Here is a 21,726-nt window from a genome sequence, read left to right as displayed (position 1 = left end):
TCCCGGGTGTCAGTGCTTCCTGACGTCGACGATGCTGATGGCCGCGGTGGACGTGTCCTCGGCGGACGGGCGTACTGACGGCTTGTCCGCCGGTGACTCGTCTGCGGAGTCTTCGTCCGACGGTGCTTCGTCCGCCGGTGCTTCGTCGGCCGCAAGGGGTTCAGCCGGGATAGGGCTGACTTCCACCGCGGGCACCGCCGGAACAGGCTCCACCGACGGGACCGGCAAGGGGACGACGGTCACCGCCGGACCAGCGGGCACACCCACCGCGTGGGACTGGGCTGCCGGGGACTGGGCGGCGTCGTCGGCCGGGGCAGCCGGGGCTGGCAGCGGCTCGACACTGATGGCCTGGCCGCCGTGCTCTTCGACGTCGGCCGCGAGGGTTTCCAGCATGCCTTCGGCTTCGGCAACCATACCCGCGTCGCCGGCAGCGATGCCCTTGACCAGGTATTGCGCCAACGCGAACTCGGCAGACAGGGCAGCTCGCCGGAGCAGGTGCTGGTCCGGGGAGTCGCGGCGGCTCCCGGTGTAGCTGGCAAGAACTGCGTCCACGAAATCCTGTTCGTTCGAGGCAACCAGCCAGGCGAAGTCGTCGGCGGGATCCCCGATCCGCAGGTCCGTCCAGCCCGTAACGGCCGTGACGCGGCTGCTTTCCACGAGCAGGTTGTCCTCATGGAGGTCCCCGTGGACAACGCACGGGTTGAACCGCCACAGTGAGACGTCTTCAAGGGCATGTTCCCAGCGGAGCAGCAGCGACGCCGGGATTTTTCCGGTTGTGGCCGCCTGATCGAGCTCGTTGAGCCGGCGCTGGCGGAATTCGTTGGGGGTGTAGCTGGGCAGGTCGGCATTGCTGACCAGGGAGTGCGGAAGATCATGGATGGCCGCCAGCGCTGTCCCGATTTCCCGGGCGAGCGCGGCCGGACCCGCGGTGAGTTCTTCCACACTTTGCGTGCTCCCGGCCAGATGGGAGTACACAAAGGTGCTGAGATTGCCAAGCCGGACGCTGCCGGCCACCGTGGGCATCAGGAAGGGCAGCTCGGCCCGGATGGCCGGTACGAATGCCCGGAGGACGAGGAACTCCGTCTCGAGCCTGGCGCTTGCTTCCGCATGCCGCGGGGACCTGACCCGCCACTGTTTGTCTTCGGAATCCAGCAGCAGCGCGGAGTCAAAATCCGCGGGATCGTCCGCAGCGGAGCTAACGGCGGTTGGGGTCAACCCGGGGACTGCCGCGGTTGCTACGGCTGCCAGTTCGATCGGTTTTCTTCTCACCGTTCCACGGTAGATTGAGTGGCGTCCAAGACAACGATGTGCGGCGGCGAGTCTCCAGATATGCTGCAAAAGTCGGCTTCCGCACTCGGTCCGGACGTCCACGCCACCTGTCCCGACGAATGTCCCCGCCGAATGTAAATTGTCAGTCCGAGTCAGTACGGTGGACACATGAGTCATGCGGAGTCCGCTATACCGGCCTACCAGCCGCAGGCAGCCCAGCTGCCGGCCAACCACCTGTTCGATACCGTACTGCCGGTTCTCCCGGCCGCCGTGGACCGCGGCTCCGCAGACCGTGTCCGGCCAGGCATGGTTGAGGAATTGCTGGACAGCGAACACACCCGGGCGGTGGTCCTTGCCGGGCGGCAGGCCCTGGTGCGGGGTAGCGAGCTTCTACTGCCCGCAGCCGCCCAGTTGCTGGTTGACCTGCGGGACCGTGGCTCAGCCCCGGAACAGGTCATCTATCTTGGCGCCGCGCTGAACGGCTCGGACCTCGCCGCCGGCACCGAAGTGGTTCTTGTCGTCCTTCCCGAACCTGCCGAGCCCGGCACCGCCGGAATCCCGGCCGACGCGCAGTGGGCTGGCTTCCGCGACATCGCCGCCGTCCTGAACCCCACAGATACGGCGTTGTTCGTTGAAGCCAGCGCCATCGCCAATTGGCACGCCGGCCATACGCATTGTCCCCGTTGCGGGGCCCGAACTGCCGTGGAGGCCGGCGGCTGGGTCCGCCGCTGCCCCCAGGACAGCTCGGAACACTACCCCCGGACGGATCCGGCCATTATCGTCACGGTGGTGGGGCCGGACGGACGGCTGCTGCTCGGTGGCGGCGGGCCGTTTGACGCGAAGAATTACTCCACGCTGGCTGGATTCGTTGAACCAGGCGAATCCCTGGAACAGGCCGTCGTCAGGGAAATCCACGAGGAAGTGGGCGTCCGAGTCACGGGCTGCCAGTACTTGGGCTCGCAGTCATGGCCGTTCCCGGCCTCCCTTATGCTTGGATTTACCGCCATCACCGAAGACGCCGTGGCAAAGCCCGACGGCGTGGAGGTAACCCGTGCGCGCTGGTTCAGCCGGGAGGAACTCCAGAACGCCGTGCTCACCGGCGAAATCACCATCTCCAGCCGGCTGTCCATTGCACGCTCGCTGATTGAGCACTGGTATGGCGGCCGGATCATGGACCGCACGGACACCTGACACCCGGAACAGGCATCACCATTGGCCAGACGCCAGCACGTGGCAGTCGCGACAACAGAGCAGCAGAAGTGACCACAGAGAATTTTGACAGTGCAGAGTCCCTTGAGGAACGAATCCTTGGGGGACTTGACGCTGAACAGCGCGAGGTCGCCAGCACGCTGAACGGGCCGCTGTGCGTCCTTGCCGGTGCCGGCACCGGCAAGACCAGGGCCATTACGCACCGCATTGCGTATGGCGTGCACTCAGGGGTGTACAGTCCCCAGCGGCTCCTCGCTGTGACGTTCACGGCCCGGGCCGCCGCGGAAATGCGCAGCAGGCTGCGGGATCTCGGCGTGGGCAATGTCCAGGCGCGCACCTTCCACGCCGCCGCCTTGCGGCAGCTGCAGTTTTTCTGGCCGCAAGCGGTCGGCGGCACGCTGCCCAACCTGCTGGACCACAAGGCCCAGATGATCGCCGAAGCCTCCCGCCGCCTGCGGCTCAGCACTGACCGCGCGTCCATCCGGGACCTCGCCTCCGAAATTGAGTGGGCCAAAGTCTCCATGCTGACCCCGGCCAACTACCTGGAGAACGCGCAGGGCAGGGGAACGCCCGGCGGGTTCGACCTCACCGCCGTCGCCCGGGTCTTCCAGTCCTATGAGGATGTCAAGACGGACCGCAACGTCATTGATTTTGAGGACGTACTCCTGATCACGGTGGGGATCCTGCAGGAGGACCAGAAAGTCGCGGCCACCGTTCGTGAGCAGTACCGGCATTTTGTGGTGGATGAGTACCAGGACGTTTCGCCGCTGCAGCAGCGCCTCCTGGAGCTGTGGCTGGGCGGGCGGGACGAGCTGTGCGTTGTGGGCGATGCGAGCCAGACGATCTACTCGTTTACCGGCGCTTCGCCCAAACACCTGCTGGGATTCAAGGCCCAGTACCCTGAGGCCAATGTGGTGAAACTGATCCGGGATTACCGTTCCACGCCGCAGGTGGTCAAGCTGGCCAACGATCTGCTGGCCGCACGGCGTGGCGGCGGGCCGGTGGCCGATGCTGCCTGGGCGGCTCCGCTGCAGCTGGTGGCGCAGCGGTCGGCGGGGCCTGTCCCGCAGTTCACCGAGTGCTCCGACGATGAAGCCGAAGCTGCCACGGTCGCCATCAAGATCCAGGAACTGCTCGACGCCGGCACTCCCGCCAGCCAGGTGGCTGTCCTTTTCCGCACCAACGGGCAGTCCCAGGCCTACGAACAGGCGCTTGCGGCCGCCGGCATCAGTTACCAGCTGCGCGGTGGTGAGCGCTTCTTCGCCCGCAAGGAAGTGCGCGACGCCATCCTCCAGCTGCGCGCGGCAACCAGGGCCGTCGCAGAAACCGCGACGCCGGAACCGCTCGGCCAGCTGGTCCGCGATATCGTGGCCTCGCTCGGCTACACGGACGCCCCGCCCCACAACGGTGGCGCGCTGCGCGAACGCTGGGAGTCCCTGGCAGCGCTGGTGGCGCTCGCGGACGAGCTGGTCCACGTCCGCGGCGAGCAGTTCAGTCTCAGTGACTTTGTAAATGAACTCCAGGAACGGTCGCTGGCGCAGCACGCTCCCACTGTCCAGGGCGTGACGCTTGCATCGCTGCACGCCGCGAAGGGCCTCGAATGGGACGCCGTGTTCCTAGTGGGCCTCTGCGAAGGCCTGATGCCCATTTCCTTTGCGGACACACCCGAATCCGTGGATGAGGAGCGCCGCCTGCTTTACGTGGGCATCACCCGCGCCCGCGAGCACCTGTCCCTGTCCTGGTCCACGGCACGGACACCGGGCGGCCGGGCCAACCGGAAACCCTCACGCTTCCTCGACGGGCTCCGGCCCAACTCGGTGGCCAGCTCCAGCGCACGCGGAAAAGGGCCGGCGCCGCGCCGGAAATCGGCGGCCCCCGCCACCTGCAGGGTCTGCGGGAGCATGCTGGCCAGCGGCGCCGAACGCAAGGTGGGCCGCTGCAACGACTGTCCGCCCAGCTACGAAGAACAGACATTCGATGCCCTTCGGCAATGGCGGAAGGCCATAGCACTGGCGGCCGAGGTGCCGGCATTTGTGGTTTTCACGGATGCCACGCTGACGGCCATCGCAGAGGCCAAACCGTCCACCTTGGAGGATCTCGCGGCACTGGCCGGCGTGGGTCCGTCCAAACTGGAACGCTACGGCGAAGACGTGCTGCGGGTGCTCGTCGAAAGCACCACCCTGTGACCCGCCGGCCGGCAGGACAGGACACCCTCCCCGTCACCACGGCGGACGGATCACCGGTTGAGGTGCGGCGGTCGGCCCGCCGGACCAGGACCGTGGCTGCCTTCTGGGAGAACGGGACGGCAGTGGTGGCCATTCCGGCCAGGTTCACCGCCGCGCAGGAGTCTGAATGGGTGCACCGCATGCTGGAGAAGCTGCACCGCCAGGGGGAGCGGCGCTCCCGCAAAGGAAGCAAACAGCCGGCCACTGATACTGCCCTGGCCGCCCACGCCGCAGCCCTTTCGGCCCGGTACTTCGGCGGCAGGGCAGTCCCGACGTCGGTCCGTTGGGTCAGCAACCAGAACTCGCGCTGGGGCTCCGCAACGCCGTCGGAAGGATCCATCCGGCTCTCCGACAAGCTCCGGCCCATGCCGCAGTGGGTCATCGACTATGTCCTCCTGCATGAGCTCGCGCACCTGCTGGTGGCCGGGCACAATGCCGCGTTCTGGAAGCTGTTGGATGCTTACCCCGACACGATGCGGGCCAAGGCATTCCTGGAAGGCGTCTCGTTCGCGACCTCCCGGGGCCTGACCGCGGGCAGCAATGATTCAGAGCCAGCCGACGCCGACTAGCGGGGCCTTCTAACCTTCGCCATCGTGGGAGTAGTGGAGCAGAACCACGCCGTTGCCGAACGTCCGCGTCTCCTCGAGCCTGGGGTCCATCCGGACATCAGGAGCCTCGAACAGCGGCCGGCCCTGCCCCAGAACCACGGGGTGGACGAGAATTCGGAATTCGTCGATCAGGCCGTGCCGCATGAAGGTGGAGGCCAAGTTGGCTCCACTAAGGACGATGTCGCCGCCGGGCTGCGCCTTCAGTTCCGCGATCTGTTCAGGCACGACGTCGTGAATCACCGTGGTATTCCAGTCGGCCTGCGTGAGGGTCCGTGAAAAGACGAACTTGGGCATCTCGCGCCAGACCCCGGCGAACTCGACCATGGGCGCCGAGAGGTCCGGATCCTGATCGGCAGTCAGTAACCGGCCATCAGCTCATGGGTGACGCGCCCGAACATGAAGGCCCCGGTCGTCCGGAACTGCCCGTTCAAGTGGCGGAGGAGTTCGTCATCCACCAGATGCCAGCTGATGTCCCGGTCGATCGTCTCGAAGAATCCGTCCAAAGACACCGACATCATCAGGATGATCTTGCGCATTTCGAACACCTCCAGTGGCGACGACAGGTGGCGCGGCCACCGTCGTACTGTGTGGTCCGGTTAACCCTTGGGCTGCTCACCGTCGCCGGCGGGCTGGTCGCCGTCGTCACCGCCTTCGGAATCATCCTGCGGCGCGTCGTCGAAGCCGCCGCTCAGCAGCTTCTGCAGGGCGTCGTCCACTTCGCTGTCGCTGGCCTCGGCCAGCTGGCGGCGGCCACTGAACCCCTGCGGGTCATCGAGGTCCTCGGCGGTGGGGAGCAGGTCCGGGTGCTGCCAGATGGCATCGCGTCCGGCAATGCCCCGTTCGTCCTTCAGCGTGGCCCACAGCGTGGCAGCCTCGCGCAGGCGGCGGGGGCGCAGTTCGAGTCCCACGAGGGAAGAGAAAGCGTGTTCCGCCGGACCGCCGGTGGCACGGCGTCGCCGGACTGTTTCCCGGAGCGCACCGGCGGAGGGCAGCAGTTTCTCTGTGGCCGAAGCGGTGAGCTCGTCCACCCAGCCTTCAACGAGGGCCAGGGCCGTCTCAAGTTTTTCAAGCGCCTGCTCCTGAGCAGGGGTCCGCTGCGGCATAAAGACCCCCTGGGACAGCGCTTCCTGGATGCCTTCAGGGTTGCTGGGGTCCAGGTCGCGGGCCAGCTCTTCAATCCTGGAAGTGTCGATATGGATGCCGCGGGCGTAGGCCTCGATGGCGCCGAGCAAGTGGCCGCGCAGCCAGGGAACCTGGACAAAAAGCCGCGCATGGGCTGCCTCGCGGACGGCCAGGAACAGCCGGATGTCGTTCTCCGGCAGGCCCAGGCCTTCCCCGAACTTGGTCACGTTGGCCGGCAGGAGCGCCATTTCCAGGTCGGCCAGGGGAACACCGATGTCAGTGGAGCTGACAACCTCCGCGGACAGGGCACCGATCGCCTGCCCCAGCTGCATCCCAAAGATCGCGCCGCCCATGTTCTGCAGCATGGACGAAGCACCGCCCATCATGGACTTCATCTCTTCGGGCATCTGTTCGGTCATGGCGCTGGAGAGCGCGTTGGCGATGCTGTTGGCTACGGGCTCGGTCAGCCGCTTCCATGTTCCAAGTGTGGCTTCTACCCACTCGGCACGCGACCACGCACGGCCGATCAGGCCGGTGGCAGGAAGGTCGGTCACGGGATCAAGCCACAGTTCGGCCAGCCGCAGGGCCTCGTCGACTTCGCGGGTCTGCAGGGACGTGACGGACGGGTCGGCGCTGCTGGCGGCAACCCGGCGGGCGTTCTCGTGCGCGAGCTGCCAGTTGACGGGCCCTTCGGAAGGGGCGCTCATCATGGCCTGGACCTGGGAGAACATCTGGGCCAGGAGATTGGGGTCGTTCGGCAGGCCGGCTGCCTTTGCGAGTTCGGCGGGGTCGAAGTTTTCCATGCCCTTGCCGCCCATCAGGTTCTGCAGCATCTCGGTCAACGGATCCTTTGGCGTATCGTCGCCGTTGGATGGATTGAGTGGGTTGGAGGTCATGATCCCGCCGATCGTCGGTGTGACTGTTCACTTCACGGTACCCCGGGCAGGGGCGGCTGTCTGCCGGACAGGCGTCACGTTCGCTGTAGGCAAAGAGCTGGCCGGGGGCGGCACCGCGTAGTGTTGATTCAGTGACTACAACCCGCGGCGATCATCCGCATGAGGACCACGCTCCAGAGCTCGACGCCGGCACTACAGCGAGTGCCGCAGCGCCCGGAAAGGGTTTAGCCGGCCCCCCGCCAACAGGGCAGAATGCCCCCCGCAGCTCCCCGCCCGGGGACCGGCGGGTGTCCGTGATGATGCTTTCCGGCGTCCTGGCGCTGGGACTGGGGATCGCGGCCGTCACCGTACCGGTGCCTTATGTTGTGGAATCGCCGGGACCAACCTTCAACACCCTCGGCCAGAGCCAGGGCAGCCCTGTCATCAGCGTGACAGGCCACGAAACCTATCCCGCCAAGGGAAATCTGGACCTGACCACCGTTTATGTCGACGGCGGCCCCAACGGCCCGGTGAGCATCCTGGGTGCCTTCACCGCCTGGCTGGACGGGTCCAAGTCCGTTCAGCCGGTGGAGATGCTTTACCCCAGCGGCACCACAAAGGAGGAGGCTGACGAGCAGAGCTCCGTGGCCATGACATCGTCGCAGGAGAACGCCGTGGCATCAGCACTTAAGGAGCTCGACATTCCCTTCGGCCAGCAGCTCCAGGCCGCGGGGCTCCCGGACGGTTCGCCGTCGGCGGGCAAGGTTGAAAACGGCGACATCTTCGAATCGATCAACGGCAAACCCATCACATCGCTCGCCGTAGTGCAGGAGGAACTGGCCGCCGGCCAGGGAGCGCCGGCCACCCTGGTGGTGCAGCGCGCAGGGGAATCCGTCACTCAGACCATCACCCCCATGAACAACGGTGCAGGCCGCTACATTCTCGGAGTCATGCTCAAGTACCTGTTCACGTTTCCGTTCGACGTGAAGATTTCACTGGACAAGGTTGGCGGACCCAGTGCCGGGCTGATGTTTTCGCTGGGCATCATCGACACCGTGACGCCGGGGGACCTGACTGGCGGCAAACATGTCGCCGGAACGGGGACCATCACCCCCGACGGAACCATAGGTCCCATCGGCGGCATCCGGCAGAAGATGCTGGGCGCGCGTGCCGGGGGAGCCACCGTATTCCTCGCCCCGGCCGAAAACTGCGACGAAGTTGTGGGCCATGTGCCGGAGGGACTGCAGGTGCTCAAAGTGGAGAACATCGCAGAGGCGCGTCACGCCGTCGAACTCGCCGGATCCGGGCAGGACACGGGCGCTTTGCCGGTCTGCGCCAGCAACTAGACTGAGGCCAGGAACTAAGCTTTACCGCCACTCGTGGCAGATATGACGGACGTTGCCACACGCTTGACCGGTGCCGGACGTCAACCGCACGCACGCTTCTCATGTAAACCTGACGACCAGCTATGAGGTACCGAGTTTGTCCCGTCCTACCAGCCCCATCCCGCCCGGAAGACCCCCCTCGCGACGCGGGGCCCTAACGCCCACGCTGATTGTTGTTGCCATCGCAGTGGTGGGCTTCATCTTCTTCGCCAATGTGTGGACTGACGTCCTCTGGTACCGGCAGCTCGGCTACTTCGAAGTTTTTGTGACAGAAAACCTCTCGCGGATCGGGATCTTCCTCGCCGGCTTCGCGCTGATGTTCCTGGCCGTCTTCTTTGCCATCCGGGTTGCCTACCACGCACGGCCCGTGTACGCGCCGGACTCCGAGATGCGCGACAACCTGAACCGCTACCAGGCCCAGCTTGAACCGGTCCGCCGCGTCGTTATGGTGGGCCTGCCCATCCTGTTCGGGCTGTTCGCGGGCAGCGCCGCGGCCAGCCAATGGCAGAAAGTGCTGTTGTTCTTCAACCAGGAACCGTTCGGCCAGAGCGACCCTGAGTTCGGCCTGGACATCAGCTTCTACCTCATGACTCTTCCGTTCCTGGGATTCGTCACAGGCTTCCTGATCAGCGTGGTTGTGGTGGCCGGCATCGCCGGAATCCTCACCCACTACCTCTACGGCAGCATCCGGCTGATGGAACGCGGCGTGTTCACCAGCCGCGCGGCACAGATCCACCTCGCCGTGACCGGCGCAGCCTTCCTGATCCTGCTCGGCGCAAACTTCTGGCTGGACCGCTACGCCGCCCTGCAGGGCAACGGCGGGCGCTGGGCCGGTGCGCTGTATACGGACGTGAATGCCGTGATCCCCACCAAGGCGATCCTCGCCGTGGCGGCAGGCTTGGTGGCCATCCTCTTCATCGTTGCGGCGGTCATCGGCCGCTGGCGCCTGCCGGTCATCGGCACGGCCATGCTGATCATCACCTCGATCCTGGCCGGCGGCGTGTACCCGTGGGTTATCCAGCAGTTCCAGGTGCGGCCTTCCGAGCAGACGTTGGAGAAGGACTTCATCCAGCGCAACATCGAGATGACTCGGGCTGCATATGGCCTGGACCAGATTCAGGTGGACCGCTATGACGCGACGAACACTGCCAGCACCGGGGCGCTAGCCCCGGACGCCCAGACCACGGCCAACATCCGGCTCCTGGACCCCAACCTGATCTCCGATGCGTTCTCCCAGCTGGAGCAGTACCGCCCGTACTACCAGTTCCCGGAGGCACTGAACGTCGACCGCTACGAGGTTGACGGCAAGATCCAGGACACGGTCATCGCCGTGCGCGAGCTGAACCCGGCGAACGTTGCCACCAACCAGCAGGGCTGGCTCAACCAGCACGTCGTCTACACCCACGGCTACGGCGTGGTGGCGGCCAAGGGAAACAAGTTCACCGTCGACGGCAAGCCGGAGTTCCTCCAGTCGGGTATCCCGTCCACCGGTGTACTTGGCGATGACTCCACTTACGAGCCGCGGATCTACTTCGGCGAAGACTCCCCGGAGTACTCCATTGTCGGGGCGCCTTCGGGATCACCGCACCGCGAACAGGACAGGCCTTCCGGCAAGGAAGGGGACGGGGAAACCCAGTACACCTTTACCGGCAACGGCGGGCCCAACGTGGGCAGCTTCTTCAACAAGGTCCTGTACTCCATCAAGTTCCAGTCCTCGGACCTCCTCCTCTCCGACGGAGTTAACGCAGAATCCCAGATCCTGTACGACCGCAGTCCGCGTGACCGCGTGGAGAAGGTTGCCCCGTACCTCACCGTTGACGGCAACTCCTATCCGGCCGTTGTTGACGGCCGCGTCAAGTGGATCGTGGACGGGTACACCACTAGCCAGTACTACCCGTACTCGCAGCAGGAGCAGCTCTCGGCTGCCACCGCGGACTCCCAGACCACTTCAGGCCGGACGGTTGCCCTGCCGAACAGCTCGGTGAACTACATCAGGAACTCGGTCAAGGCCACGGTCGACGCCTATGACGGCTCGGTGACCCTCTATGCATGGGACGATCAGGATCCCGTCCTGAAGGCCTGGCAGAAAGTTTTCCCCGCGTCAGTGAAGCCGTACTCGGAGATGTCCGGCGATGTTATGAGCCACGTCCGTTACCCGGAAGACCTGTTCAAGGTGCAGCGGGAGCTCCTGGGCCGCTACCACGTCACGGAACCAGTGAGCTTCTACAAGAGTGACGAAGTCTGGAGCGTGCCGAACGATCCCACCGTAGACACTGAAGGGATCAAGCAGCCGCCGTTCTATATGTCACTGCAGATGCCTGACCAGGAAAAGCCGGCCTTCCAGCTCACCTCGTCCTTCATCCCGCAGATCGTCAACGGCACTGCCAGGAACGTCCTCTATGGCTTCCTGGCCGCCGACTCTGACGCCGGAAACGAGAAGGGCGTCAAAGCTGAAAGCTACGGCAAGCTGAGGCTGCTGCAGATTCCGCCGGAAACACAGGTTCCCGGGCCAGGCCAGGCCCAGAACAAGTTCAACTCCGATCCCACGGTGTCCCAGGCTTTGAACCTTCTGCGGCAGGGTGCCTCCGAAGTGCTCAACGGCAACCTGCTGACACTGCCTGTGGGCGGCGGCATCTTGTACGTCCAGCCGGTTTACCTCAAGTCGACCGGTGAGACGTCCTACCCCACGCTGCAGCGTGTGCTGGTGGCCTTCGGCGACAAGGTCGGCTTTGCGCCGACCCTCGACGGAGCCCTGAAGCAACTCTTCGGCGGCGACTCCGGCGCTGCCGCGGGCGACTCCGGCAACACCGGCCAGACCCCGCCTGCTCCTGGCACAACACCGCCGGTGAGTGCGGGTGCCCAGGCAGACCTGAAGGCCGCGCTGGATGAGGCCAACGCCGCCATCAAGGCGGGCCAGGCAGCCCTGGCGGCTGGCGACTTTGCCGCCTATGGGGAAGAGCAGAAGAAGCTCGCGGCGGCCCTGCAGAAGGCTATTGACGCCGAGGGCAAGATCCCGGCGCCGGCCCCTGAAGCCACGCCATCGCCCGAGGCGACACCGTCGCCGGAAGCCACACCGACGGCGACGCCCTCGCCGGCGGCCAGCAACTAAGGTGTTTGACCCAGCGAGACGCACATCACGCCACCAGGATTTGGCCCCCCGTTCACCGAACGGTAGAGTTGATCTTGCGACGCGGGGTGGAGCAGTTCGGTAGCTCGCTGGGCTCATAACCCAGAGGTCACAGGTTCAAATCCTGTCCCCGCAACTGGCGAAAAGTCCGGATTCTGGAAACAGAATCCGGACTTTTTGGTTTAAGCGGACCCGCCCCAAGCCGGGAGCCCGGGGTTGTGGCGACCCTCAATCACGATTGGTTTTTACCTACTCCAAAGTACGGTAGTGTTGATCTTGCGACGCGGGGTGGAGCAGTTCGGTAGCTCGCTGGGCTCATAACCCAGAGGTCACAGGTTCAAATCCTGTCCCCGCAACCATGTAGAAGACCCCGACCGGCATTACGCCGGCCGGGGTCTTCTTTTGCCCGATTACTCCTGGTTCCTAGTATTCTCGTTCGCAAAGCCATTTGAGCACCTGGTCATTCATTCTCGAGAGGAATGTTGTTCGATGTCCACACCCACGAAGAAGCCCGGCTCCGCGACGGGCAAGCGGTCCCGACTCTACTGGGGTGTTCCTGCCGTTCTTGTAGCGCTGGTGCTCGTGGTGCTGCTGGCCAAGTGGATGACCGGCCTTCCAGCTGTCGCCTCGTTCCTGGCTGACTATCCGGGCCATTCGGAACTGCCTGAGGGCGCGCCCGTGGGATTCCCGGCCTGGCTGGCCTGGCAGCACTTCCTGAACGGCTTCTTCCTGCTGCTCATCATCAGGACCGGCTGGCAGGTGCGGACCAGCACGCGGCCCAGCGGCCACTGGACCCGCAACAACAATGGGCTGATCAAGACCAAGAACGCGCCCACCAAGATCACCTTGGAGCTCTGGCTGCACCTGACGCTGGACGCGCTCTGGGTCCTCAACGGCCTGGTGTTCGCCATCCTGCTCTTCGCCAGCGGCCAATGGATGCGGATCGTGCCCACCAGTTGGGACGTCATCCCCAATGCCCTCTCCGCAGCGCTGCAGTACGCCTCGTTGAACTGGCCCACCGACAACGGCTGGGTCAACTACAACGCGCTCCAGCTGCTGACGTACTTCGCCACCGTCTTCATTGCCGCACCACTTGCCTTCATCTCCGGCATCCGGACGTCCTCCGCGTGGCCCAAGAAGGCCACGGCCCTGAACAAGGCCTACCCCATTGAGCTCGCGCGGGCCATCCACTTCCCGGTCATGATCTATTTCGTGGCGTTCATCGTGGTGCATGTCTTCCTGGTCCTCGCCACCGGTGCGCTGCGGAACCTGAACCACATGTACGGCGGGAGCGACGACGCCGGCTGGTTCGGCTTCTGGGTCTTCCTCGCTTCGGTTGCCGCCATGGTGGCAGCCTGGTTCCTGGCCCGTCCCCTCTTCCTTCGCCCCATCGCCTCCCTGATGGGCAAAGTCAGCCGCTGATTTCCGGGCCGGTGACGTCGTCCTGGCCTTGCTGGTCCTTCCGAAGCTTCTGGTAGGTGGCCAGCGCACGCTCCCTGGACTCGGGCAGTCCCACCACGGGCGCGGGGTAGCCCTGGACATCGGGCTGGTTCCACGGTTCGTGGATGGCCCTGCGGTCCATGTGGGCGATTTCCGGAATGAACTCGCGAAGGTACCGGCCGTCGGCGTCGAACTTCTTGCTCTGCGTGACGGGATTGAAGATCCGGAAGTACGGGGACGCATCGGCGCCCGAGCCTGCAACCCATTGCCAGTTGGCGGGGTTGCTGGCGGCATCGGCATCCACCAGGGTGTCCCAGAACCACGCCTCGCCCAGGCGCCAGTCGGCCAGGAGGTTCTTGACGAGGAACGAAGCTGCGGCCATCCGGACCCGGTTATGCATCCAACCTGTCTGCCACAGCTGCCGCATCCCCGCGTCCACCAGCGGATAGCCGGTCCGGCCCTGCTGCCATGCTTCCAGTTCCGCCGCCGTGGGTTGCTGCCATTCGAAGCGGTCGAAGTCCGGCCGATAGTTTCGGGTACCCAGCTGGGGATTGGCATAAAGCAGTTGCCAGCAGAACTCCCGCCAGCCCAGCTCGGACCGGAAGATCCCGACGTCGGGCGTCGCCTCGCGGGGGAAGTGGCGGCGGAGCTCGTGCCAGACCCGGAACGGGCTGATTTCACCAAAACGGAGGTGCGGGGACAGCCTGGACGTGCCCTCCATCCCGGGAAGGTCCCGCCCTGTGCCGTAGTCCTGTGCGGGCCCATCCAGGAAGTCCTCAAGCCTGCTGTGTGCTCCGGCCTCACCGGGCAGCCAGGTCTCAGCCAGTCCGCCGCTCCAGTCCGGGGACACGGGCGGCAGTGACCACTCTGCCAGCGCGTCGCTGCCGGCCTGCTTCATAGAACCGGCGACGGCGGGGGAGGGCAGGCGGGCCGGCGCATCCAGCGGCGAACGGGGCTCGCCGGACGCCGTGCAGGCCCGCCAGTAGGGCGTGAACACCTTGTAGGGGCCGCCGCTGCCGGTGGTGATGGTCCACGGCTCGAAGAGCAGGTTGGCCTGGAAACTGGCCGCTTCGAGGCCGTTCTCCGCCGCCAAGGCCTTGATCTCCGCGTCCAGGGACCGTTCGGGACCGCCGTAGCGCCGGTTCCACAGCACGTGCCGCGCGCCTGTTTCCGCGGCCAGGTCCCGGATCACGCGGCTGGCAGGCCCACGCCGGAGGGTGAGCGTGGAACCGACCTCAGTAAGCGCGCCAGCCAGGGACGTCAGCGAGTGGTGCAGCCACCAGCGGGCCGCACCTCCCAGGGGACGGATTCCGGGGGATTCCTCGTCGAGGATGTAGACCACCGTGAGCGGTAAGCCGAGTTCGACGGCGCGGGACAGGGCGGGGTTATCGTCCAGTCGAAGGTCATCACGGAGCCAGACGATGGAGGATGCGACGGGGGGGACCATGGCTTCCACGCTACACACCCGAGTCAGGAGCCGCACGGCCGGTGGGGGCTCCTGTCCGGACATGGCAAGGGCCGGGGTTCGTGATGAACCCCGGCCCCCTGCTGCCCGCTCAGCGGCGGACTCGCCTGGCTACAGCTTGTCGAAGTCGGCTTCGTCGACTGTGGACTCGGACCGGGTGCCGGAAGCGCCGATGGCCGGCTTGGCGCCGCCGGACTTCAGGGCTGCCAGGCGTGCTTCGATTTCCACCTGCTCGCCGAGGTCTTCCAGCTGGTTGAACTGGGCGTCCAGGCTCGACGCGGCAAGCTCCTGCTGTCCGCGGACCTTGGCCTCTTCGCGGCGGATTTTCTCTTCGAAGCGGCCAACTTCGCTGGTGGGATCCATGAAGTCGATGCTCTTAATGGCATCATGCACCTGGGACTGTGCCGCGGCCGTCTTGGAGCGGGCAACCAGTTCGTTGCGCTTGCTGGTGAGTTCGTTGAGCTTGCCCTTCATCTGGTCCAGGCCCGACTTGAGCTTGTCCACTACTTCGGTCTGCGAGGCGATGCTCGGCTCAGCACCCTTGGCTTCGCTTTCCGCGGACATCTGGCGCTGCAGCGCTACCTTCGCGAGGTTGTCGAACTTCTCGGCGTCTACGCTGTCGCCGGCGCTGCGGTATTCGTCAGCCTTGCGAGATGCGGCAAGGGCCTTGTTGCCCCAGTCCTGGGCATTCTTGATGTCCTCGCGGTAGTCATCCTGGAGCATACGCAGGTTGCCGATGGTCTGGGCTACGGCGGACTCAGCCTCCGCAATGTTGTTGGTGTAGTCCCGGACCATCTGGTCCAGCATCTTCTGCGGATCCTCAGCGTTGTCCAGCAAAGTGTTGATGTTTGCCTTTGCCAGCTGTGCGATCCGGCCGAAAATGGACTGCTTAACCATGGTGTTACCTTTCGTCCTGCTCAATGGTGGCCACTGAGATCAGTGAACAGTTGTTGTACCGCTTCTTTTCGCCGGCAGGTTGGTTCCTGTCGGCGCCTAGCCTTTTGTCGGATCAGAAGTCCCCGCCGCCGCCGGAATCGCCGCCCCAGCCGCCGCCCATATCGCCGCCGCCGGAGTCACCGCCCCAGCCGCCGCCGTCACTGTGGCCTCCACCCCAGCCTCCGCCGCTTCCGCCGTTGAGGATGGAGTTGATGAGGATACCGCCAAGGATGGCGCCCCCAAGGCCGCCGCCGCCTCCGCCGCGCCCGCCGAACATGCCCCCGCCGCCGAAGCCCTGGTTGGCGTAGCCACCAAAGTTGTCGACGTCAGCCTGGGCGAGTTGCGCTGCCTGGGCCGCGAGGGCGTGGGCCTGCTGGGCGTAAGTCAGCGCGGTGACGGGATCGTTGCGCGAGATGGACAGTGCGTAGTCGAGGTTGCGCTGGGACTCGGCGAGCCGTGTACGGGCCTCGGTGCCTACGCCGCCGCGGCGGGCGGTGATGTAGTCCGACGTGGCACTGATCTGCGCCTGCGCCGACATGATGGTCTGCTGCAGCGATGCCTGGGCGCGGCGGGCCTGGTCCTGCTGGTTCCGGATGCCGGTGAGGGACTGGTCCAGTGCCTGGTGTGCTGTTTCAACGCGCTGCAGGGTGGCGATGGGATCGATTTTCCCGCCCTGGATTTCGGCTTTGACCTGGCCCAGAGCGGCTTCAACGCCGGCGACCGGGCCGGCGAGTTCGGGGTGTTCGCCGGACTGGATCATGGCCTTCGCCTGCGCGAGGTCCTGGGAGGTTTCGACGACAGCCGCCTCCAGGCCGTTGCGGGCCTCGTCCAGGCTGGTTGACACCTTGGCGATGGCGTCCAGCAGAACGTTGGTCTGGTGCAGGCTCTCTTCAGACGCCCGCACGGCGACTGCGGCGAGGCTGCCCTCGCCTTCGGTGAGCTTTTCCTGTGCGGTGGCCGTGGCATTCTGCACAAAGGCCAGCCGTTCCTTGGCCTGGGTGATGTTGTCAGCGACCTGAACTAGCGCGCTGTCCGCGTACTTGGCGCGCAAGGCCGTCAGTGACTGTTCGGCGCTGGCGATCTTGGCGTCGGCTTCGTGGGCTCCGGCGCTGATGGCTGCCAGTGCCTGCGGGGCGTTCTTCTCGAGCTCCCGGAGCGAATCGAAGTCGGCCTTCTGCTCCTGGAGCGAGCCGAGTGCTGCCTCTGAACGGCGGATGATTTCGCCGAGCCAGCTGCGCTGCTGTTCTTCCGTGTCCGGGATGTGGTCGTCAAGCTGCTGCTGGAGCTTGAAGGATTCGGACATGTGGGCTTTGGCTTCGGCCAGGGCCTTGGTGAAGTTTCCCACCGCGGCGTCGCCGTACTGGGCCTCCGCGAAGCCGAGTTCCTGCTCGCTGGACTTGATGGCGTCGTCGGCCTCGATGATGAGGGAACCGCTCTTGCGTCGGAGGTCCTCGATGCTGAGCGAAGCCAGCGGATCGAGCTCGGTGCCCTGGGGACCGTAGCTGGCGCTGGATGCCAAGGCTGCCTTTTTGCGCTTGTTGCGGAAGTAAAGGTACGCGCCGGCCCCACCGGCAACTGCAATACCCGTTCCTACCAGGACCGCAGCCCCGGCGCCGTCACCGGGGACGTTGCCGCTGCCACCGCCTGCTGCATCGCCGATGGCTGCTGCGGCATTGATGGCGGCTTGGGAGTAGTTGTCGTTCGCCAGCTGCGGGCCAATGGCTTTGCTCTTGATGTTTTCAATTTGGGCGGTAGTGATCTTGTTGTTGCCGGGCTTATTCAGGACGTACTGCCTGGTATCGGTAGCGACCGCGAAAATCAAAGCGTTCTGTCCCAGGCTGGCCTTTTGGGCAACCTCATCGCTCCACGCTTCCCGATCGGTCGGGCTTTCGAATTTCTTCACAATTACTACGTGCAGCACTGTTGAGTGGTCCGTGCCCAGCTTCTTGATGGCCGACTCAACCTCGGCTTTGTCACCGCCCAGGACGCCATTGGGATCGACAATTTTTGTCACCGGGTCCAAAGTGACCGGCGGTTCAGCCCAGGCCGCGCCGGCAGGAACCGCGAGCAGCCCGGTCAGGCCGATCACGGCGAGAATACGTTTGAACTTTGACCGCATTGTGCAACCCTTCAGCACGCCTGACACCGATTCGGGACGAATCAACGTCTCAGAATGCAGCAGCGCCCCCACGCGTGATGTAAAGCCGCAGGTCGCTGTGGCAATTCTTCTTGATTCTATGGTGCACCTTATGGTGCGTCCACACGGACGAATATGCCACCAGCGAAACGCTCGAAAGCGTTGGTGTGCAGGGATTTTCAGTCTCTCAGGAACCTCCCAGCGAACGTTCGCCCCAGTTCCAGCCAGACGGTACATAGTTAATGCAGACGAGGATGAAAGGAAGTCCAATGACTGAGAACCCAACCCAGGGTGCAGCGCCTGAGAACCGGGATCCGGACGAGAACCGGAATCCCGACCAGAAGCCTGCGGAGGTCCGCAGCGACGCTGTCGGTCAGGCTAATCCGACCGAGCAGCTGGACCGCTCCGGGGCCCCCGGGAACCCCACGCAGCCGCTGCCGGATGCACCCCGTCCGGTTTTTCCTCCCCGCGAGCCCTTCTACGGCCAACAAACGCATAGCCAGCCGGTGCCTGGACAGCAGACACCGGGCCAGCAGACTCCCGGTCCGGACGGCGCCGTCCAGCCCAGCGGCCAGCAATATGGCCACCACGGAGCGCATTCCGCCGTTCCGGGCGGTTATACGGGCCAGTACAACGCTGCCCCGAACCCGGCCGACGCGCCCCGCAGGAAAGCCTCCTTCGGCGTCGGGACCCTGGTGGCAAGCATCCTGGCCGCCGGCCTTGTGGGTGGTGGCGTGGCCACGGTCGGTTCGGGCAACCTATTCAACAATGGCTCGCCGTCGGCCGCGAGCAGCGGCAGCCAGTCTGAGACCGTGATTGTTAACAACAAGGACGACGTCAACGCCATCACGGCCGCGGCGCTCAAGGCGTCGCCCAGCGTGGTGACCATCAGTGCCACGAGCGGCAGTTCGGGCGGCACGGGCTCCGGCATCGTTATGGACAACGAAGGGCACATCCTGACCAACACCCACGTGGTGACGCTCGATGGCCAGAGCGCCAACGCAGCCCTGGAGGTCCGGACCAGCGCGGGCAAGGTCCTCAAGGCCACACTGGTGGGCACTGACCCCCTTTCTGACCTTGCCGTCATCAAGGTGGACGACGCGTCCGGGCTGACCGCAGCCACGCTCGGTGACTCGGGCAAGCTCAACGTCGGCGACACGGCCATCGCCATCGGCTCCCCGCTTGGCCTGACCGGAACAGTCACTGACGGCATCGTCTCAACCCTGAACCGGACCATCAGTGTTGCGTCCTCGGCGGCACCGAAGGAAGGCGACACTTCCCAGGGCGGCGATCAGGGCTTCCAGTTCGCCCCGCCAAACGGTGGCCAAGGCCAAAGCACTGCCAACCAGGGTTCCATCTCCATCAACGTGATCCAGACTGATGCCGCCATCAACCCCGGCAACTCCGGCGGAGCGCTGGTCAACAGCAAGGGAGAGATCATCGGCGTCAACGTCGCCATCGCGTCCGCCGGCTCCGATTCTTCGACCACCGGCGGAAATATCGGAGTGGGCTTCAGCATCCCCATCAACCACGCAAAACGGGTGGCACAGGAGATCATTGATACCGGCAAGGCCTCCCACGGCCAGTTGGGTGTCAGCGTCAAGGAAAAGTCGTCCAGCAGCTCGTCCTCGGGCTTCTCCGTAGGTGCCGACGTGGCAACGGTAGAGCCGAATTCAGCTGCCGCAAAGGCCGGTATCAAGGTGGGCGATGTGGTGATCAAGTTCAACGACCTGGTCATCAGCGAGCCCAACCAGCTCACAGCGGCCGTCCGTGAGCAGGCCGGCGGCTCCACCGTCAAGCTCACCGTCCTGCGCAACGGCCAGGAGCAGACGCTGGACGTCACGCTCGGCACCGCGGCGGACCAGTAGGCCTGAACAGCAGAGCGCACGGCAAACCATAAACGCGGACGACGGCGGAGGTCACCAAAGGTGATCGCCGCCGTCCCCCTGTTGTCACCGTCCTGTGCCGCCGCCGTCGTAAGGTGATCCCCGGCGCGCACGGGCAGGGCCGTGACACAGGCGTTAACGGGACGGCCACGGGGGACGGCTATATGGTTAGCTAGGATCTACCCGTACCCCGGGCGTTCCGAGGCCATGACCCCATCCGGCTGGCTGTCCACAAGCATGGAAGGCTGCTGTAAAAACAGTGGAAGAGACATTGAAGATCATCGTCCTGGTCAAGCATGTACCGGACGCACAGTTCGACCGACACCTCACTGGCGAGGGCTTCACCACGGACCGTGACGAAAGCATCCTTTCCGAGCTGGACGAATACGCGCTGGAGGCGGCTTTGCAGCTGGCTGAGGCCCGCGGTGGGGCCAAGGCCGGCAACCAGGTCATTGCGCTGAGCATGGGCGCGTCCGGTGCCGTGAACGCGGTGAAGAAGTCGCTCCAGATGGGCGCCACCGAAGGTGTGCACCTCACGGACAGTGCACTGGCCGGCTCAGACGCCGCCGCCACTTCGCTCGCGCTCGCGGCTGCCATCCGCCATATTGGCACCGGCGCGCCGGTGGACCTTGTCCTCACGGGCATGGCGTCCACAGACGGCGAAACGTCCCTGGTCCCGGCCCAGCTCGCCGAGCGCCTGGGTCTGCCGCAGGTCACCTTCGCGTCCTCCCTGACGGTCGACGGCGGCCGCCTCACCGCGCGCCGCGACGCCGACACCTACTCGGAGACCGTCGAAGCAACGCTTCCCGCGGTGGTCTCCGTGACGGACCAGATCAACGAGCCGCGCTACCCCAACTTCAAGGGCATCATCGCGGCCAAGCGCAAGAGCATCACCACCCTGTCCCTGGACGACATCGGAGTTGATCCCGCGCACGTGGGCCACGCCGGATCGTGGACCACAGTGACCGCTGCCGAGGAACGCCCGCCGCGCACCGCCGGAACCATCATCACCGACGAAGGCGACGCCGGCATCAAGCTCGTCGACTTCCTGGCCGCCCAGAAGCTGCTCTAAGAGGGATCACAGACATGGCAAACGTACTCGTATTCATTGACAACCCCGGCGATGCCCTGAAGAAGAGCACCCTCGAACTGCTCACCCTGGGACGTTCCCTGGGAGAGACCGCTGTTGCCGTGAACGGCGATCTGCAATCGGGTGTTTCGGCCACGCTCGCCGAGTACGGCGTCACCGCCGTTTTCCGGCCCTCCGCCCAGGACCTGGATGACTACCTTGTCTCGGCGAAGGCAGCCTATCTCGCGGCCGCCGCGGGTGCCGCCGGTGCCGGCACGGTCCTCCTGGACAACTCGCCCGAAGGCAAAGAGATCGCGGCGCGGCTCGGCATCCGGCTGAACGCCGGCGTCATCACCGATGTTGTGGCGGTCGACGCCGACGGTACAGCGCACAAGTCGGTCCTCGCGGGGTCCTACACCACCTCTGCCAGGGCCACCACGGCGGTTTCCGTGCTGACGGTGAAGGCCAACAACGTCACGCCGGAGCCGGCATCCGTGGCTTCCGGCCCGGAGACGTCCACCGTAGAAGTTCCGGCCGACGGTATGGCCACGGCGGCCCGCGTCACCGCCCGCGAGCAGAAGGCGGCCAGCGGCCGCCCGGATCTGTCGGACGCCCGCATCGTGGTGGCCGGCGGACGCGGAGTGGACGGCGACTTCGGCCCCGTGGAGCAGCTTGCGGACGCCCTCGGTGCTGCCGTCGGAGCCTCCCGTGCAGCTACGGACGCCGGCTGGATCAGCCACGACGCCCAGGTGGGCCAGACCGGCAAGACCGTGTCGCCCCAGCTCTACATCTCCGCCGGCATATCCGGTGCCATCCAGCAGAAGGCCGGGATGCAGACAGCGAAGGTCATTGTGGCCGTGAACAAAGACGCCGAGTCGCCGATCTTCGAAATCGCCGATTTTGGCATCATCGGGGACCTCTTCGACGTCCTTCCGCAGGCCACCGAAGAAATCAAGAAGCGAAAAGGCTGACC

General features: G+C 65.3%; 16 protein-coding genes and 2 tRNA genes. 11 read left to right on the top strand and 7 right to left on the bottom strand.

Annotation, left to right across the window (positions count from 1 at the left end; translation table 11 throughout):
- Window positions 1–9 precede the first annotated feature (9 nt).
- A complete protein-coding gene (locus ACX80V_RS01470) occupies window positions 10–1,269 on the bottom strand; it encodes a macrolide 2'-phosphotransferase (RefSeq protein ID WP_485841676.1) in 1,260 nt (419 codons plus the stop codon).
- Window positions 1,270–1,437: 168 nt separating this feature from the next.
- Here ACX80V_RS01470 and nudC point away from each other — a divergent pair, with 168 nt between their 5' ends.
- The 3 genes from nudC to ACX80V_RS01455 all read left to right on the top strand — a co-directional run bounded on the left by nudC (window position 1,438) and on the right by ACX80V_RS01455 (window position 5,272).
- On the top strand, window positions 1,438–2,460 hold the full coding sequence (nudC, locus tag ACX80V_RS01465; protein WP_485841675.1) for an NAD(+) diphosphatase: 1,023 nt from the start codon (window positions 1,438–1,440) through the stop codon (window positions 2,458–2,460).
- Between the two features lie 68 nt (window positions 2,461–2,528).
- The gene (locus tag ACX80V_RS01460; RefSeq protein WP_485841674.1) at window positions 2,529–4,664 is read left to right on the top strand and encodes an ATP-dependent DNA helicase UvrD2; all 2,136 of its coding nucleotides are present in this window, start codon (window positions 2,529–2,531) and stop codon (window positions 4,662–4,664) included.
- Window positions 4,661–5,272, top strand: coding sequence for a M48 metallopeptidase family protein (locus tag ACX80V_RS01455; RefSeq protein ID WP_485841673.1), 612 nt, complete (start codon window positions 4,661–4,663; stop codon window positions 5,270–5,272). The genes ACX80V_RS01460 and ACX80V_RS01455 overlap by 4 nt, the downstream gene beginning before the upstream one ends.
- 9 nt (window positions 5,273–5,281) lie before the next feature.
- Here the strand turns inward: ACX80V_RS01455 and ACX80V_RS01450 are convergent, their stop codons facing one another.
- Genes ACX80V_RS01450 through ACX80V_RS01440 form a run of 3 tightly spaced genes read right to left on the bottom strand, consistent with a single transcriptional unit; the run spans window position 5,282 to window position 7,329 of the window.
- A complete protein-coding gene (locus ACX80V_RS01450) occupies window positions 5,282–5,635 on the bottom strand; it encodes a dihydrofolate reductase family protein (protein WP_485841672.1) in 354 nt (117 codons plus the stop codon).
- Between the two features lie 32 nt (window positions 5,636–5,667).
- Window positions 5,668–5,847 carry a dihydrofolate reductase family protein gene (locus ACX80V_RS01445; protein WP_485841671.1) on the bottom strand — a complete coding sequence of 60 codons (180 nt, stop codon included), beginning with the start codon at window positions 5,845–5,847 and terminating at the stop codon, window positions 5,668–5,670.
- A gap of 60 nt (window positions 5,848–5,907) precedes the next feature.
- Window positions 5,908–7,329, bottom strand: coding sequence for a zinc-dependent metalloprotease (locus ACX80V_RS01440; RefSeq protein ID WP_058931896.1), 1,422 nt, complete (start codon window positions 7,327–7,329; stop codon window positions 5,908–5,910).
- A gap of 131 nt (window positions 7,330–7,460) precedes the next feature.
- Between ACX80V_RS01440 and ACX80V_RS01435 the strand changes: the two genes are divergently transcribed.
- The 5 genes from ACX80V_RS01435 to ACX80V_RS01415 all read left to right on the top strand — a co-directional run bounded on the left by ACX80V_RS01435 (window position 7,461) and on the right by ACX80V_RS01415 (window position 13,242).
- Complete coding sequence (locus tag ACX80V_RS01435) at window positions 7,461–8,654, top strand: YlbL family protein (RefSeq protein ID WP_485841670.1); 1,194 nt, start codon at window positions 7,461–7,463, stop codon at window positions 8,652–8,654.
- A gap of 136 nt (window positions 8,655–8,790) precedes the next feature.
- Window positions 8,791–11,802, top strand: coding sequence for a UPF0182 family membrane protein (locus ACX80V_RS01430; RefSeq protein WP_485841669.1), 3,012 nt, complete (start codon window positions 8,791–8,793; stop codon window positions 11,800–11,802).
- An 80-nt stretch (window positions 11,803–11,882) separates the two neighbouring features.
- Window positions 11,883–11,956: transfer RNA gene (locus ACX80V_RS01425), tRNA-Met, on the top strand.
- A 146-nt stretch (window positions 11,957–12,102) separates the two neighbouring features.
- Window positions 12,103–12,179: transfer RNA gene (locus ACX80V_RS01420), tRNA-Met, on the top strand.
- Window positions 12,180–12,309: 130 nt separating this feature from the next.
- Window positions 12,310–13,242, top strand: coding sequence for a cytochrome b/b6 domain-containing protein (locus tag ACX80V_RS01415; protein WP_485841668.1), 933 nt, complete (start codon window positions 12,310–12,312; stop codon window positions 13,240–13,242).
- Here the strand turns inward: ACX80V_RS01415 and ACX80V_RS01410 are convergent.
- From ACX80V_RS01410 to ACX80V_RS01400, 3 genes are all read right to left on the bottom strand, one after another.
- Window positions 13,232–14,707: a cryptochrome/photolyase family protein gene (locus tag ACX80V_RS01410; RefSeq protein ID WP_485841667.1), complete on the bottom strand. Its 1,476-nt coding sequence runs from the start codon at window positions 14,705–14,707 to the stop codon at window positions 13,232–13,234. The two genes, ACX80V_RS01415 and ACX80V_RS01410, sit on opposite strands and share 11 nt — an antisense overlap.
- Before the next feature lie 129 nt (window positions 14,708–14,836).
- Window positions 14,837–15,622, bottom strand: a complete 786-nt coding sequence (locus ACX80V_RS01405; RefSeq protein ID WP_056343844.1) for a PspA/IM30 family protein — start codon at window positions 15,620–15,622, stop codon at window positions 14,837–14,839.
- A 112-nt stretch (window positions 15,623–15,734) separates the two neighbouring features.
- On the bottom strand, window positions 15,735–17,780 hold the full coding sequence (locus ACX80V_RS01400) for a TPM domain-containing protein (protein WP_485841666.1): 2,046 nt from the start codon (window positions 17,778–17,780) through the stop codon (window positions 15,735–15,737).
- A 287-nt stretch (window positions 17,781–18,067) separates the two neighbouring features.
- Between ACX80V_RS01400 and ACX80V_RS01395 the strand changes: the two genes are divergently transcribed.
- The 3 genes from ACX80V_RS01395 (at window position 18,068) to ACX80V_RS01385 (ending at window position 21,724) form a co-directional block, all read left to right on the top strand.
- Window positions 18,068–19,666 (top strand): S1C family serine protease, encoded by a 1,599-nt coding sequence (locus ACX80V_RS01395; RefSeq protein ID WP_485841665.1) that lies wholly within the window; start codon window positions 18,068–18,070, stop codon window positions 19,664–19,666.
- A 289-nt stretch (window positions 19,667–19,955) separates the two neighbouring features.
- Window positions 19,956–20,756: an electron transfer flavoprotein subunit beta/FixA family protein gene (locus ACX80V_RS01390; protein ID WP_485841763.1), complete on the top strand. Its 801-nt coding sequence runs from the start codon at window positions 19,956–19,958 to the stop codon at window positions 20,754–20,756.
- Window positions 20,757–20,770: 14 nt separating this feature from the next.
- Complete coding sequence (locus ACX80V_RS01385) at window positions 20,771–21,724, top strand: electron transfer flavoprotein subunit alpha/FixB family protein (RefSeq protein WP_485841664.1); 954 nt, start codon at window positions 20,771–20,773, stop codon at window positions 21,722–21,724.
- Window positions 21,725–21,726: the final 2 nt, after the last annotated feature.

The sequence above is a fragment of the Pseudarthrobacter arbutini genome (genome assembly GCF_054510915.1).
This window is presented reverse-complemented; position numbering and strand designations above follow the sequence as displayed.

Coding starts and splice junctions, on each gene's coding strand:
- ACX80V_RS01410 (WP_485841667.1), bottom strand. CDS start 14,707: ATGGTCCCCCCCGTCGCATCCTCCATCGTCTGGCTCCGTGATGACCTT.
- ACX80V_RS01385 (WP_485841664.1), top strand. CDS start 20,771: ATGGCAAACGTACTCGTATTCATTGACAACCCCGGCGATGCCCTGAAG.
- ACX80V_RS01450 (WP_485841672.1), bottom strand. CDS start 5,635: ATGGTCGAGTTCGCCGGGGTCTGGCGCGAGATGCCCAAGTTCGTCTTT.
- ACX80V_RS01445 (WP_485841671.1), bottom strand. CDS start 5,847: ATGCGCAAGATCATCCTGATGATGTCGGTGTCTTTGGACGGATTCTTC.
- ACX80V_RS01400 (WP_485841666.1), bottom strand. CDS start 17,780: ATGCGGTCAAAGTTCAAACGTATTCTCGCCGTGATCGGCCTGACCGGG.
- ACX80V_RS01440 (WP_058931896.1), bottom strand. CDS start 7,329: ATGACCTCCAACCCACTCAATCCATCCAACGGCGACGATACGCCAAAG.
- ACX80V_RS01415 (WP_485841668.1), top strand. CDS start 12,310: ATGTCCACACCCACGAAGAAGCCCGGCTCCGCGACGGGCAAGCGGTCC.
- nudC (WP_485841675.1), top strand. CDS start 1,438: ATGAGTCATGCGGAGTCCGCTATACCGGCCTACCAGCCGCAGGCAGCC.
- ACX80V_RS01395 (WP_485841665.1), top strand. CDS start 18,068: ATGACTGAGAACCCAACCCAGGGTGCAGCGCCTGAGAACCGGGATCCG.
- ACX80V_RS01405 (WP_056343844.1), bottom strand. CDS start 15,622: ATGGTTAAGCAGTCCATTTTCGGCCGGATCGCACAGCTGGCAAAGGCA.